Source organism: Pseudomonas sp. F-14 TE3623, from assembly GCF_053629015.1.
The window spans coordinates 6,676,402-6,690,078 of sequence record NZ_JBRJHM010000001.1; the positions used below are offsets into that span (position 1 = coordinate 6,676,402).

Genomic DNA, 13,677 nt, shown 5'->3' on the forward strand with positions numbered 1-13,677 from the left:
CACACTAATTCAGTTGAACAAGCCGTAGAAGAATAGACGGATGCTATCCCACATGCGGCGGAAGATACCACCCTCGTCGACCGCGTCCAGAGCGATCAGGTCGGCGCTGTGCACCACCTTGTCATCCAGTTTCACTTCGACTTTACCGATCACATCGCCCTTGGCGATTGGCGCGACCAGTTGCGGGGTCATGGTCATGCTGGCGGCGAGCTTTTTCAGCTGGCCTTTTGGCAGGGTCATGGTCAGGTCTTGAGCCAGGCCGGCCTTGACTTGATTGGTAGTGCCTTTCCAGACAGGTGCCTGAGCCAGCTCGGCGCCTTTCTGATAGAAGGTCTGGGTTTCGAAGAAGCGGAAACCGTAAGTCAGCAGCTTCTGGGTTTCAGCAGCGCGGGCTACATCGCTGTTAGTGCCGAACACCACGGCGATCAGGCGCATGCCATCACGTACGGCCGAAGACACCATGCAGTAGCCGGCTTCGTCGGTGTGACCGGTTTTCAGACCGTCGACGGTCTTGTCGCGCCACAGCAGCAGGTTGCGGTTAGGCTGCTTGATGCCGTTCCAGAAGAACTCTTTCTGCGAGTAGATCGCGTAGTGAGCCGGGTCTTCGTGGATGATCGCGCGAGCCAGCACCGCCATGTCGTGAGCCGACGAGTAGTGCTCAGGGTTTGGCAGGCCGGTCGGGTTCATGAAGTGGGTGTTGGTCAGGCCCAGTTCGGCGCCGGTTTTGTTCATCAGATCGGCGAAGGCATCCTCGCTGCCGGCGATATGCTCGGCGAGCGCAACACTGGCGTCGTTACCCGACTGAATGATGATGCCGTGCAACAGATCACTGACGGTGACTTGCGAACCCACCTTGATGAACATCCGCGAACCGCCGGTACGCCAGGCGTTCTCGCTGACGGTCACCGGGTCGTTCTCGCCGATTTGGCCGCGACGGATTTCCAGGGTCGCGATGTAAGCGGTCATCAGCTTGGTCAGGCTGGCCGGCGGCAGACGCTGGTCACCGTTGTTCTCTACCAGCACGTTGCCGCTGCTGGCGTCCATGAGTACGTAGGCTTTGGCGGCCAGTTGCGGTGGCGACGGCATCATCTCGACCGCAAAAGCGGCAGGCGAGAGGAGCAGCGGGACTAGCAGGCACAGGCGTTTGGCAAAGGTGGTGATATTCATCCGTCTCTCGAAATCGCTAATGGAAACTGCCCTAGGGCAAAACTAATCAGACAACTCTCTAAAAAGTTGTCGCGTGTTCAGTTGCTCACTCTGCAACCCTTGCCGGGCTTTTATTCTTCAACGAGCCAACAACCCGGTTCGCCCCCCCAAACCGCAGGCGAACCGTCAATCAAGTACCAGGTACTACTCGGCGCTGACCAGGCTCGGCGAACCGAGGTTGGCCAGCCGCACGCTGTTCTGCACCTGCTGGATTTCACCCGGCGAACCGATCGGCCCCAGGCGCACCCGATGCAGGGTCTGCTGGTTACGCACGATCGAGCTGATGAACACCGGAGCGCTCACCATCCCGCTGAGCTTCGATCTCAGGAGTTCTGCAGCGTCCGGGTTGGCGAACGCGCCCACCTGCAGATACTGGCCAGAGGCTGGTACAGAAGCGTTTTTTTTTGCATCGATCTGCACAGGCACAACGGCCGCGGCGTGCTGCTGCGGCGGTGGCGTCCACTGCTCGACGGTGCCGGTGGAGGCCGTCACAGTCGGCGCGGCATTTTGCGCCACTTGCGGTTCATTAAGCATCAACGGCGCCGGACGGCCCTTCTGTGCCCACCATTGCTGCGGGTCGATGCCTTCGACCTTGACCCGCGCGGTACCGGTTTCGGCATAGCCGAGCTTCTTGGCCGCTGCATAGGACAAGTCGATGATCCGGTCCGAGTAGAACGGCCCACGATCGTTGACCCGCAGAATCACGCTCTTGTTGTTGTCCAGGTTGGTCACCCGAACGTAACTTGGCAATGGCAAGGTCTTGTGCGCGGCGCTCATGCCATACAAGTCATACACCTCGCCGTTGGCGGTGTTCTGACCATGGAACTTGGTGCCGTACCAGGACGCAGTACCCGAGGCCACGTAGGTCTTGGACTCTTGCAACGGGAAATAAGTCTTGCCCAGCACGGTGTACGGGTTGGCTTTATAAGGACCGCTGTGCAGAGTCGGCGTGGCATCCGGGATGCGCGATACGTCGACGTCCCACCAGGGTGCGCCATCCTTGTGAGCCCGGTTGATATCCAGGCCAGGTGCCGAACGAACGGCGGTCGGAGACTTCTGAGCCGGCGCACGGCTGGTCGAACAACTGGCGACCAGAACCGTCAACGCGGCGAATGCCATGAGCTTCAGGGGTTTATTCATAGGCAATGCCCGCATTACTTGACGCCCCGTGCTTGGACCAGCTGTTCAGACAGTTGATGTACGGCCATGGCGTACATCACGCTGCGGTTATAACGCGTGATCGCGTAAAAATTCGTCAGGCCCATCCAGTATTCGGGGCCATTGTCACCTTCCAGACGGAAAGCCGTGACCGGCATATCATCGCGCAGCGCATCATGACTCGACCAGCCCAGCGCCCGCAACTCCCCGACGGTTTTCGTCGGTTCAATGCCTGCGGTCAAACCCTCGTCTACCTGATCGCCACGCACATCGGCGCGGCTGACCACAGGTTCGCCGGCGACCCAGCCGTGACGCTTGAAATAACTGGCGACGCTGCCGATGGCATCGTCCGGGTTGTTCCAGATATTAATGTGGCCGTCACCGTCGAAATCCACAGCATAGGCGCGAAAACTGCTCGGCATGAACTGCGGCAAGCCCATGGCCCCGGCGTAGGAGCCTTTGAGGGTCAACGGGTCCACCTGCTCTTCACGGGCCAGCAGCAGGAATTCACGCAATTCCTTGCGGAAGAATTCGGCACGGGGAGGATAGTCGAAACCCAGGGTCGACAAGGCATCGATCACCCGGAAATTTCCGGTATTTCGACCAAAAAAGGTCTCGACGCCGATGATCGAGACAATCACCTGCGCCGGCACGCCGTATTCCTGCTCGGCACGAGCCAGGACCGCTTCGTGCTGACGCCAGAAGTCCACACCACGAGCGATGCGCGCATCGGTGATGAACATCGGACGATATTCTTTCCACTGCTTAACCCGTTCGGCGGGCTTGGAGATCGCGTCCAGAATCGACTGTTTGCGCTCGGCTTCGCGGAACACGCCCATCAGCTGTTCGCCGGCAAAGCCATAGTCGCGGGTCATTTCACCGACGAACTCGGCCACTTGGGGTGAGCCTTCATAATCGCCGGCCCACGCTTGCTGCGCGGTACCAAGGATGCTTACCAGGCCGACCCACGGTGCGTATCGAGTCGCCCAGCCACGCATTACTTGCATTGAAATCTTCACCTTATTCAAACCTGTGCGATCCACTTACGATGGGTATGGATCGACATCAAAACCCCAAACGCTGACAGTAGCGTCACCAGCGAAGTTCCTCCGTAGCTAATGAACGGCAACGGCACCCCCACAACCGGCAACAGGCCACTGACCATACCGATGTTGACGAAAACGTAAACAAAAAACGTCATGGTCAGGCTGCCCGCGAGCAATTTGCCGAATAATGTCTGCGCCTGGGCGGTAATCACCAGCCCGCGACCGATCAACAGCAGGTAAATCAGCAACAGTGCGCAAATGCCCACCAGGCCGAACTCTTCGCCCAGCACCGCAATAATGAAGTCGGTGTGGCTTTCCGGCAGGAAGTCCAGGTGCGACTGAGTGCCGAGCAACCAGCCTTTACCAAACACGCCGCCGGAACCGATGGCGGCTTTCGACTGAATGATGTTCCAGCCGGTACCCAGCGGATCGCTCTCCGGGTCGAGGAACGTCAGGACGCGCTGCTTCTGGTAGTCGTGCATCACGAAGTACCACATGGCCACAGACACCGGCACGGCGGCAGCAATCACACTGAGAATCCAGCGCCAGCGCAGGCCGCCCATGAACAGTACGAACGCGCCACCCGCCAGGATCAACAACGAAGTGCCAAGGTCGGGCTGACGCACGATCAGAATGAACGGCAATCCGATCAGAAACAGGCTGATGCCCACATGCTTGAGCTGTGGCGGCAAGGAGCGCTTGGCCAGGTACCAGGCGATGGTTGCCGGCATCAGGATCTTCATGAATTCCGAAGGCTGGAAGCGGATCACCCCCGGAATGTTGATCCAGCGCGTGGCGCCCATGGCGTTGTGGCCCATGACATCCACCACCACCAGCAACAGCACGCCGATCACATAACCGACCGGCACCCAACGGGCCATGAAGCGCGGCTCGAACTGGGCGATGACGATCATCGATACCAGACCGATGCCGAAGGAAGTGGCTTGTTTGGCCAGCAGATCCCAGCTTTTGCCACTGGCCGAATACAGCACGAACAGGCTGCCGGCAGCCAGGGTCAGCAGCAGAATCAGCAACGGGCCGTCGATGTGCATGCGTTGCAGCAGCGTCGCACGGCGACGCATCACATCCTCGCTGGAGAGGATGCGATCGAAATTACTCTTCACGGGCCGTAGCCTCCGCACTGATAGGGCTGGCGTATTCGGCTTTCAGTCGGCCGTCCTGGTCCAGGAGCCAGGCGTCCATGATTTGACGCACCACTGGTGCGGCGACGCCGGAACCGGACTCGCCGTTCTCGACCATCACCGACACTACGATTTGCGGGTTGTCGGCCGGCGCGAAGCCGACGAACAAGGCGTGGTCGCGGTGACGCTCCTGAACCTTGGAGCGGTCGTACTTTTCACCCTGCTTGATCGCGACCACCTGAGCCGTACCACTCTTGCCGGCAATCCGGTATTGAGCACCGATGGAGGCCTTGCGCGCCGTACCGCGGGCACCGTGCATCACCTGCTGCATGCCGTGGTTGACCTTGGTCCAGTCCGACGGGTCACGCAGGACGATGTCCGGCATGGGGTTTTCGTCCTTCGGCCGCTCGCCTTCGACAGTCTTCGCCAGGTGCGGACGGTTCCAGACGCCTTTGTTGGCCACCAGCGCTGTGGCCTGCGCCAGTTGCAACGGAGTCGATTGCATATAGCCTTGACCGATCCCCAGAATCAGCGTCTCGCCCGGGAACCAGGCCTGACGACGGGTCGCGCGCTTCCATTCCCGGGTCGGCATCAGCCCCGGCGACTCTTCGAACATGTCCAGGGAGACCTTCTGGCCAATGCCGAATTTGCTCATGTACGCCGATAACCGATCGATCCCCAGCTTGTGGGCCAGGTCATAGAAGTAGGTGTCATTGGAACGCATGATCGCCGTGTCCAGATCCACGTACCCGTCGCCGGTACGGTTCCAGTTACGGTATTTGTGATCGTAGTTGGGCAATTGGTAGTAACCGGGATCGTAGACCCGGCTCGACGCCGTAACCACGCCCGCATCCAGACCGGCAATCGCCACCGCCGGTTTAATCGTCGAGCCCGGCGGGTACAGACCGCGCAACACGCGGTTGAACAGTGGCCGGTCGATGGAATCGCGCAACTCGGAATAGGCTTTGAAGCTGATGCCGGTGACGAACAGGTTCGGGTCGAAACTCGGCTGACTGACCATCGCCAGCACTTCGCCGGTTTTCGGGTCCAGCGCCACCACCGCACCACGGCGACCGCCCAGTGCGGCTTCGGCGGCTTCCTGCAATTTGATGTCCAGGCTCAGGACTATGTCCTTGCCGGGAATCGGATCAGTACGCTTGAGCACGCGCAATACACGGCCTCGTGCGTTGGTTTCGACTTCCTCGTAACCCACCTGGCCGTGCAATTCGGGCTCATAAAAACGCTCGATGCCGGTCTTGCCAATGTGGTGGGTGCCGCTGTAGTTGACCGGATCGAGCGTCTTCAGCTCTTTCTCGTTGATCCGCCCCATGTAACCCACCGAGTGCGCAAAGTGCGCGCCCTGCGGGTAATGCCGCACCAGCTGCGCGACCACTTCCACACCAGGCAGGCGGAACTGGTTCACCGCGATGCGGGCGATCTGCTCTTCGGTCAGTTCGAACAGGATTGGCACCGGCTCAAACGGCCGGCGCCCCTGACGCATGCGTTTCTCGAAGATCACCCGGTCCTCGGGCGTCAGCTCCAGCACCTCGACGATCACGTCGAGCACTTGCTGCCAGTTGCCGGAGCGTTCGCGGGTCATGCTCAGGCTGAAGCTCGGCCGGTTGTCGGCCACTACGACGCCATTGCGGTCGAAGATCAACCCGCGAGTCGGCGGAATCGGCTGAACATGGACGCGGTTGTTTTCCGACAGGGTCGAGTGGTACTCGTACTGGATCACCTGAAGGAAATACAGCCGCGCGATCAGCACGCCAATCAGCGCCACCACTGCAATGGCCCCGAACACGACGCGGCCACGCACTAGACGGGCGTCTTTTTCGTGGTCCTTGATGCGGATCGGCTGGGGCATGAGGGCAGAACTACTTGTGGTAAGGGTGGCCGGACAGGACTGTCCAGGCACGATACAGCTGTTCGCCGATCAGAATCCGCACCAATGGGTGCGGCAACGTCAACGGCGACAACGACCAGCGTTGATCCGCCCGGGCACAGACCTCCGGCGCCAGCCCCTCGGGGCCACCGACCATGAAATTCACCGTGCGCGAGTCCAGCCGCCAGCGATCGAGTTCGACCGCGAGTTGCTCGGTGCTCCAGGGCTTGCCGTGGACTTCGAGGGTGACAACGCGCTCGTTCGGCCCGACCTTGGCCAGCATGGCTTCGCCTTCCTGACGGATAAAGCGCGCCACGTCGGCGTTCTTGCCGCGGGTGTTGAGCGGAATTTCCACCAGTTCCAGCGCCAGCTCGGACGGAAGACGCTTGGCATATTCATGCCAGCCTTCTTCCACCCATTTGGGCATGCGTGAACCGACGGCGATCAGTCGCAGTCGCACAGCGGTCCCTTATTGCTGGTCTTTGTTGAGCTTGATGAAATGCTCATGGGTGTTTTCCGGGCTGTGGTGCGCGGCGCTGCCGGCACGGCTCTGCTCGGCACCCTGCCACAAACGCTCCAGGTCATAGAACTGGCGAGCGCTGGCAGTCATCATGTGCACGATGACATCGTCCATATCCAGCAATACCCAGTCGCTGTCGCCCTTGCCTTCTTCACCCAACGGTTTGACGCCTTGGGCCTTGACCGCCTCGCGGACCTTATCCAGCATCGCGCCGATCTGGCGGTTGGAAGTACCGGTAGCGATGATCATGAAATCAGTGATGCTCTGCTTTTCACGAACGTCGATCACCAGAACATCCTGGGCCTTGACGTCTTCCAGGGCCGCTACGGCGACCTTGACCAGCTCTTCGCCGCGCAACTCCGGGCCGGTATTGGCCACTACTGGCAGTGGAGCGCTCTTGAACGTGCCCTTGCGCTTTACTTTGTTTACGTCTTTGTCAGTCATATAAAACTCGTTTTGCTCGTATGTTCGGGCGCTTCGATACACGCATTCACGTGCCTTGAAGCGCGCCCTTTTTCAGTTCGACGCACGGTAAAGCCCGTGCGCATCGATGTAGGCCAGGACCGCGTCGGGCACCAGGAAACGTACCGACTTACCGCTGGCCAGCAGTTGACGGATCTGGGTGGCGGATACCGCGAGCGGCGTCTGCCAGACGAATGCAATCTGTCCGCTCGGCCCTTTGAGGGCCAGCGGGTCGCTCACCGAGCGCGCTGCCAGCAGGTTGCGCAAGGCATCCGGCGGTTCGCTGTCGGCATCCGGGCGTTGCAGCACCAGGATGTGGCAATGCTGGAGCAACTCTTCCCAGCGGTGCCAAGTGGGCAGGCCGCAAAATGCGTCCCAGCCCAAAAGTAGAAAAACCTGGTCTGGGGCGGCCAGTTCGGCACGCATCAGTTCCAGGGTATCGATAGTGTAGGACGGTTTGTCCCGCTGCAATTCGCGAGCGTCCACCACCAACGGTGGCACACCGGCCACCGCGCACTTGACCATCGCCAGACGGTCCTTCGCCGACACTTGCGGCGTACCGCGATGAGGCGGCCTGGCACTGGGTGTCAGACGCAACTCATCAAGCGCCAGCGATTCGGCGACTTCCAGCGCACCGCGCAAATGGCCGATGTGCACCGGGTCGAAGGTCCCGCCCAGTACGCCAATGCGTCGAGGCTGGGGCTCGCTGGCGGTCACTTGGGCTGACGGGTCGAAGTCGCCCAAGTCAGACCGACTCCTGGCCGCGCAACTGACCGTCACCGACCACGATGTACTTCTCGCAGGTCAGCCCTTCGAGGCCCACCGGACCGCGGGCGTGCAGCTTATCAGTAGAAATGCCAATCTCGGCACCCAATCCGTATTCGAAGCCATCGGCGAAGCACGTCGGGGTGTTGATCATGACCGAAGACGAATCGACTTCAGCCACGAAACGCCGGGTGTCGGCCAGGTTTTCGCTGACGATTGAATCGGTGTGATGGGAGCCGTACTTATTAATATGCTCGATGGCCTGATCCAGACCGTCGACCACACGGATCGAAAGGATCGGAGCCAGATATTCGGTGTGCCAGTCTTCTTCAGTGGCCGCAACGGCCTCGATGATCGCCCGGGTGCGCTCGCAACCGCGCAGTTCGACGCCTTTTTCGCGGAACTGGGCAGCCATCGACGGCAGGAACTCCTTGGCAACCGATTGATCCACCAGCAAGGTTTCCATGGCACCACAGATGCCATAGCGATAAGTCTTGGCATTGAATGCAATGCGCTGGGCTTTCGGCAGATCGGCGTGGGCACTGACGTAGACGTGACAGATGCCATCCAGGTGCTTGATGACGGGCACGCGGGCATCGCGACTGACCCGCTCGATCAGGCCACGACCGCCACGGGGCACGATAACGTCGACGTATTCAGGCATGGTGATCAGCGCGCCAACGGCGGCACGGTCGGTGGTTTCGACCACTTGCACCACGGCGGCCGGCAGACCGGCCTCGGCCAGACCGCGCTGGATGCAGGCAGCAATCGCACGGTTGGAATGAATCGCCTCGGAGCCGCCACGCAAAATGGTCGCGTTGCCGGACTTAAGGCACAGGCTGGCGGCATCGATGGTCACGTTCGGCCGTGATTCGTAGATAATCCCGATCACGCCCAATGGCACGCGCATCTTGCCGACCTGGATGCCAGACGGGCGATAACTCATGTCGCGGATCGCACCCACCGGGTCCGGCAAGGCCGCGACCTGGCGTAAACCGACGATCATGCCGTCGATGCGTTCCGGGGTCAGTGCCAGACGTTCCAGCAGAGCAGGCTCAAGACCGTTGGCGCGGCCGCCGGCCAAATCCCGTTCATTGGCTGCGGTCAGCTCGGCGCGTGCAGCGTCCAGCGCATTGGCAGCTGCCTGCAAGGCGCGGTTTTTCTGCGCGGTGCTGGCACGGCCGATCACGCGGGAAGCTTCGCGGGCGGCGCGACCCAAACGGGTCATGTAGTCAAGAACGGACTCAGTCATGGTCTGCAATGGTCTTTGCTAAAGTCTTGGTAAAGAGTAAAGCGGCAGATTATAGCTGTCGCGTCCCGGGACTAACAGCGGTGACAGGCGGATGGTCGAAATGGAGCGCAATTTGCCGACGTTCAGCCGGGATTAAGCTGCATATTGTTATCATCACGACTCAATCAGCCCTGATAAACGCTGTTCATCATGACCAATCTGCCTGTTTCTGCATCCACTACGCACCAGCCCAAGGGGCTGCCGGATGCATTTTTCGACCGCGATGCGCAAACGCTGGCCCGGGATTTACTGGGCAAAATCATCCGTCATCGGGTCGGCGATCTGTGGCTCAGTGCGCGGATTATCGAGACCGAAGCCTATTACTGCGAAGAAAAAGGCAGCCACGCCTCACTTGGCTACACAGAAAAGCGTAAGGCTTTGTTTCTGGATGGCGGCCACATCTATATGTATTACGCCCGCGGCGGCGATTCCCTGAACTTCAGCGCTCAGGGGCCAGGCAATGCAGTGCTGATCAAATCCGCCTATCCATGGGTCGACGAACTGAGCGGGCCGGCGAGCCTGGCGCAGATGCTATTGAACAATCCCGATGCTCAGGGCCGCCCTCGCCCCTCGCAAAAACTGTGTGCCGGGCAGACGCTGCTCTGCAAAGCGCTGGGACTGAAGGTGCCGGTCTGGGATGCCAAGCGCTTCGACCATGAAGTGCTGCTGGTGGAAGATGTCGGGCCCGCGCCCGGCCATATCATCCAGACCACACGCCTGGGCATCCCCCACGGGCGCGACGAACATTTGATGTACCGTTTTGTTGATGCGGCTTACGCACTTTACTGCACGCGTAACCCGCTGCGCCGGGGGCAAGTCGAAGGTCGCGATTATTTTTTGTTGTCCTGAATATTGGGAAATCCCTTGTGGGAGCGAGCCTGCTCGCGATAGCAGACTGATCGTCGAAGTAGATGTCGTCTGACACTCCGCTATCGCGAGCAGGCTCGCTCCCACATGAGACCTGTAGTGTTTTGAAGATTGCGTTCGTCCTTTGGGACCGATTGATTATTCGATGGAGTTGTTTTTATGGGCCCATGGCTCGATAGCGTGACCGGTTGGTTGACGGTCAATCCGCAGTGGCTGGCCGCAGCAGTGTTCATAGTGGCTTGCGTTGAATGCCTGGCAATTGCCGGGCTGATCGTGCCCGGCACAGTGTTGCTGTTTGCCGTGGCGGTGCTGGCCGGCAGTGGCGCGTTGTCATTGGGTGAAACGCTGCTGCTGGGTTTCCTCGGCGGTGTACTGGGCGACATCGTTTCGTACTTTTTAGGGCGACATTTCCACCAGAACATCCGTCGCCTGCCAGGGTTGCGCCATCATCCGGAATGGATGGCCGGGGCCGAGGCTTATTTCCAGCGTTATGGCATCGCCAGCCTGTTGGTCGGACGCTTTATCGGCCCGCTGCGGCCAATGCTGCCAATGGTCGCCGGGATGTTCGACATGCCATTCCCGCGCTTCGCCGTCGTCAGCCTGTTGGCTGCCGCGGGCTGGAGCCTCGCCTATCTCCTGCCGGGCTGGGCCACCGGGGCGGCGATTCGCTTGCCATTGCCGGAAGGTTTCTGGCCTGAAGCCGGGATTGTCGCCGGCAGCATTGCGGTGATGGTCGGTCTGAGCGCAAACAGCAGCCTTCGCCGCCATCGCCGGGCGACCATCTGGATCAGCAGCATGAGCCTGTTGATCCTGATCGGGCTGTTCATCGGCTACCCGCACCTGACCGCCCTCGACCAGGGATTGATGACCCTGATACAGGAGCACCGCAGCCCGGTGCTTGATGAAGCGGCTGTGGTGTTCACGCTGATCGGTGAATTCCGCAACATGTTCATGATCAGCGCGCTGCTGACAGTCTTGCTGTTGCTGACACGACAATGGCGGCACGCGATCTTCGCCGGCGGCACCCTGCTGTTCACCGCGCTGGGCAACACCGCGACCAAGCACTTTTTCGCCCGCGTGCGCCCGGAAGTGCTGAGCGACCCACTGACCAGCTACAGCATGCCCAGCGGCCATGCCTCGGGCTCTTTCGCGCTGTTCTTGACGCTGGCGGTGCTGGCGGGTCGCGGACAACCGCCGCGCATGCGCCTGACCTGGTTATTGGTGGGCTGCTTGCCGGCGCTGACGATTTCCTTTTCACGGGTGTACCTGGGCGCGCACTGGCCGACCGATGTACTGGCCGGCGCGATGCTGGCGGCATGCGTGTGTGCGGCCAGCCTTTGGCTGACTCAACGCCAGACGTCGCTCAACGCCATGCCGCAGAAAATCTGGTGGCTGGTGTTGCCTTCATTGGTGGCATTGTTCGGTTTCTTTGTGTTGAGGCACATGCCGCATGCGATGTTGAGGTATGCGTACTGAAGATCAAAAGATCGCAGCCTTCGGCAGCTCCTACAGGGAGTACGCCAATTTAATGTAGGAGCTGCCGCAGACTGCGATCTTTTAGCGGACGTCAGGCAAACAACTCACCCTGCAACTCATCCAGCAACGCCTGAATCGCATCCAGCCGCTGCTGCGGATCATCAAGTTGCAGCAGGTCTATCTTGTCCACCTCGGCAAACGGCAACAGGTAGGCCAGCTGATTAGCCAGCGACTGTTGCCCCGTCGCTTCGGTGCCCATGCTCAGCGCTTCGACCATCGGGTGTTCCGCCAAAGCCTTGAGCAGTGCGACCAGGTCGGCATCCTCATCCTGCAGCGGTTGCTCGGGCTCGTCTTCCAGCCACTCGACTTCGGCGACGATCAACTGGTTGCGCTGCACCTCGGTGCGCACAACGTGGAAACGCCGCCCGCCCTTCACCCGAATACCCAGCAGGCCATTGTCCTGCTGGTGGAAGTCGGTGATCAGCGCCTCGCACCCCACCCGTGCGTAGCCTTCGGGGGCGATGCCGACTTCTTCACCGTCGAGGATGCACACCACGCCGAAGCCGCCGCCCTGTTTCATGCAGCGACCGATCATGTCCAGATAACGCGCCTCGAAGATCTGCAAGTCGAGGATGCAGTCCGGAAACAGCACCGTGTTCAGCGGAAAAAGCGGCAGACTCATAGACATTTCCTTACACCACCATCGACACCGCCAACGGCAGGAACACCGCCGTGGCCACGCCCATCAGACTCATCGCCAGTGCCGCGAAGGCACCGCACTCTTCACTTTCCTGCAAGGCCACCGAAGTGCCGACCGCATGAGCGGTCATGCCCAGAGCCATGCCGCGGGCCTCTGGGCTGTGGACACCGAGACGGGTCAAAAGACTCGGCCCGAAGATCGCCCCGATCACCCCGGTAATCAATACGAACACCGCCGCCAATGCCGCGACACCACCGATCTGCTCCGCCACCAGCATGGCAATCGGCGAAGTCACCGATTTGGGTGCCATGGTCATCAGGATCATGTGTTCGGCGCCGAACCACCAGCCCAGCAGCACACCCATGCCCGTGGCGACCACACCACCTATCACCAGCGTAGTAAATATCGGCCAGAACAACTGCCGGATCCGCCGCAGGTTGAGGTACAGCGGTACCGCCAGCGCAACAGTGGCCGGCCCGAGCAAGATACTGAGGATCTCGGTGCTCTTGCGGTACTCGGCGTAACTCAGGCCGCAACCGACCAGCACAGCGATGACCAGCAACATGGAAACCAGTACCGGCTGCAGAAAAACCCAGCGGGTTTTCTCGAACGCTGCCAGCACCAACTGATACGCCCCCAGCGTAATACCAATACCGAACAATGGATGATGAATTACCGACGCCCAGGCGCCGTGCCAATCGAAAATCATTGGCCGTCCTCGCGATGAGCGTGAGGCTTGACCATGCGCTGCATCAACACGCCGGCGAAGGCCATCGACAACAGCAGCGACAGCACCAGCGCACCGGTGATCGCCCAGAAATCCGCGGCAATGTCGGCGGCGTAAACCATCACCCCCACCGCCGGCGGCACCAGCAGCAACGGCAGGTAACGCAGCAAGCTGCTGGCGGCGAGGTTCAGGGGCTCGCCGACTTGCCCGCGAATAATCAGATACCCCAGCAGCAACAGCAGGCCAATGATCGGCCCCGGCAGTACCGGCAAAAACAGATGATTGAGGGCGGTGCCGAGCAATTGAAAAAGCACCAGCCAGGTCAGGCCACGTAACAACATCCATCATCTCCCACGCGCTCTCCCCACAAAGAAGGGGCCCGACATTATAAGCACGCCAACGCTATGAATCGGCATTCGCCAAAAGCATGGA

Annotated in this window: 14 protein-coding genes; 2 read left to right on the plus strand and 12 right to left on the minus strand. The window is 60.4% G+C overall.

Features of this window, described 5'->3' with window-relative positions:
• Positions 1–9: 9 nt before the first annotated feature.
• The 9 genes from AB7M29_RS30880 to AB7M29_RS30920 all read right to left on the minus strand — a co-directional run bounded on the left by AB7M29_RS30880 (position 10) and on the right by AB7M29_RS30920 (position 9,436).
• Entirely contained in the window at positions 10–1,167 is a 1,158-nt protein-coding gene (locus AB7M29_RS30880) for a D-alanyl-D-alanine carboxypeptidase family protein (protein ID WP_123720530.1), read from the minus strand.
• Positions 1,168–1,350: 183 nt separating this feature from the next.
• On the minus strand, positions 1,351–2,361 hold the full coding sequence (locus AB7M29_RS30885; protein WP_123720531.1) for a septal ring lytic transglycosylase RlpA family protein: 1,011 nt from the start codon (positions 2,359–2,361) through the stop codon (positions 1,351–1,353).
• Positions 2,361–3,371: a lytic murein transglycosylase B gene (gene mltB / locus AB7M29_RS30890; protein WP_454248656.1), complete on the minus strand. Its 1,011-nt coding sequence runs from the start codon at positions 3,369–3,371 to the stop codon at positions 2,361–2,363. The genes AB7M29_RS30885 and mltB overlap by 1 nt, the downstream gene beginning before the upstream one ends.
• A 17-nt stretch (positions 3,372–3,388) precedes the next feature.
• A complete protein-coding gene (rodA, locus tag AB7M29_RS30895) occupies positions 3,389–4,492 on the minus strand; it encodes a rod shape-determining protein RodA (RefSeq protein WP_187326416.1) in 1,104 nt (367 codons plus the stop codon).
• Between the two features lie 31 nt (positions 4,493–4,523).
• A complete protein-coding gene (mrdA, locus tag AB7M29_RS30900; RefSeq protein ID WP_217858169.1) occupies positions 4,524–6,419 on the minus strand; it encodes a penicillin-binding protein 2 in 1,896 nt (631 codons plus the stop codon).
• 10 nt (positions 6,420–6,429) lie between these two features.
• Complete coding sequence (gene rlmH / locus AB7M29_RS30905; RefSeq protein WP_007937439.1) at positions 6,430–6,897, minus strand: 23S rRNA (pseudouridine(1915)-N(3))-methyltransferase RlmH; 468 nt, start codon at positions 6,895–6,897, stop codon at positions 6,430–6,432.
• Between the two features lie 9 nt (positions 6,898–6,906).
• Positions 6,907–7,401, minus strand: coding sequence for a ribosome silencing factor (gene rsfS / locus AB7M29_RS30910; RefSeq protein ID WP_038981377.1), 495 nt, complete (start codon positions 7,399–7,401; stop codon positions 6,907–6,909).
• A 72-nt stretch (positions 7,402–7,473) separates the two neighbouring features.
• Positions 7,474–8,163, minus strand: a complete 690-nt coding sequence (gene nadD, locus AB7M29_RS30915; RefSeq protein ID WP_008009047.1) for a nicotinate-nucleotide adenylyltransferase — start codon at positions 8,161–8,163, stop codon at positions 7,474–7,476.
• 1 nt (position 8,164) lies between these two features.
• Complete coding sequence (locus AB7M29_RS30920) at positions 8,165–9,436, minus strand: glutamate-5-semialdehyde dehydrogenase (protein ID WP_217858170.1); 1,272 nt, start codon at positions 9,434–9,436, stop codon at positions 8,165–8,167.
• A 189-nt stretch (positions 9,437–9,625) separates the two neighbouring features.
• On the opposite strand from AB7M29_RS30920, the gene AB7M29_RS30925 reads away from it, so the two are divergent.
• Together AB7M29_RS30925 and AB7M29_RS30930 are read left to right on the plus strand one after the other, a co-directional pair.
• A complete protein-coding gene (locus AB7M29_RS30925; protein WP_052967102.1) occupies positions 9,626–10,324 on the plus strand; it encodes a DNA-3-methyladenine glycosylase in 699 nt (232 codons plus the stop codon).
• Between the two features lie 177 nt (positions 10,325–10,501).
• Entirely contained in the window at positions 10,502–11,818 is a 1,317-nt protein-coding gene (locus AB7M29_RS30930) for a bifunctional DedA family/phosphatase PAP2 family protein (protein WP_217858171.1), read from the plus strand.
• Between the two features lie 91 nt (positions 11,819–11,909).
• On the opposite strand, the gene AB7M29_RS30935 is transcribed toward AB7M29_RS30930, so the two are convergent.
• From AB7M29_RS30935 to AB7M29_RS30945, 3 genes are read right to left on the minus strand one after another with little or no spacing between them, the layout of a single operon-like run.
• On the minus strand, positions 11,910–12,500 hold the full coding sequence (locus AB7M29_RS30935; protein WP_052967100.1) for an LON peptidase substrate-binding domain-containing protein: 591 nt from the start codon (positions 12,498–12,500) through the stop codon (positions 11,910–11,912).
• Positions 12,501–12,510: 10 nt separating this feature from the next.
• On the minus strand, positions 12,511–13,227 hold the full coding sequence (locus AB7M29_RS30940) for an LrgB family protein (RefSeq protein ID WP_008009037.1): 717 nt from the start codon (positions 13,225–13,227) through the stop codon (positions 12,511–12,513).
• Positions 13,224–13,586, minus strand: a complete 363-nt coding sequence (locus tag AB7M29_RS30945; RefSeq protein WP_038981371.1) for a CidA/LrgA family protein — start codon at positions 13,584–13,586, stop codon at positions 13,224–13,226. Before AB7M29_RS30945 ends, AB7M29_RS30940 begins: the two co-directional genes overlap by 4 nt.
• Between the last annotated feature and the right edge of the window lie 91 nt (positions 13,587–13,677).

Bases quoted from the DNA above. Each gene is read 5' to 3' on its own strand.
- AB7M29_RS30880 (WP_123720530.1), bottom strand. From the start codon at position 1,167: ATGAATATCACCACCTTTGCCAAACGCCTGTGCCTGCTAGTCCCGCTG.
- AB7M29_RS30885 (WP_123720531.1), bottom strand. From the start codon at position 2,361: ATGCGGGCATTGCCTATGAATAAACCCCTGAAGCTCATGGCATTCGCC.
- mltB (WP_454248656.1), bottom strand. From the start codon at position 3,371: ATGCAAGTAATGCGTGGCTGGGCGACTCGATACGCACCGTGGGTCGGC.
- rodA (WP_187326416.1), bottom strand. From the start codon at position 4,492: ATGCGTCGCCGTGCGACGCTGCTGCAACGCATGCACATCGACGGCCCG.
- mrdA (WP_217858169.1), bottom strand. From the start codon at position 6,419: ATGCCCCAGCCGATCCGCATCAAGGACCACGAAAAAGACGCCCGTCTA.
- rsfS (WP_038981377.1), bottom strand. From the start codon at position 7,401: ATGACTGACAAAGACGTAAACAAAGTAAAGCGCAAGGGCACGTTCAAG.
- AB7M29_RS30920 (WP_217858170.1), bottom strand. From the start codon at position 9,436: ATGACTGAGTCCGTTCTTGACTACATGACCCGTTTGGGTCGCGCCGCC.
- AB7M29_RS30925 (WP_052967102.1), top strand. From the start codon at position 9,626: ATGACCAATCTGCCTGTTTCTGCATCCACTACGCACCAGCCCAAGGGG.
- AB7M29_RS30930 (WP_217858171.1), top strand. From the start codon at position 10,502: ATGGGCCCATGGCTCGATAGCGTGACCGGTTGGTTGACGGTCAATCCG.
- AB7M29_RS30935 (WP_052967100.1), bottom strand. From the start codon at position 12,500: ATGAGTCTGCCGCTTTTTCCGCTGAACACGGTGCTGTTTCCGGACTGC.
- AB7M29_RS30940 (WP_008009037.1), bottom strand. From the start codon at position 13,227: ATGATTTTCGATTGGCACGGCGCCTGGGCGTCGGTAATTCATCATCCA.
- AB7M29_RS30945 (WP_038981371.1), bottom strand. From the start codon at position 13,586: ATGTTGTTACGTGGCCTGACCTGGCTGGTGCTTTTTCAATTGCTCGGC.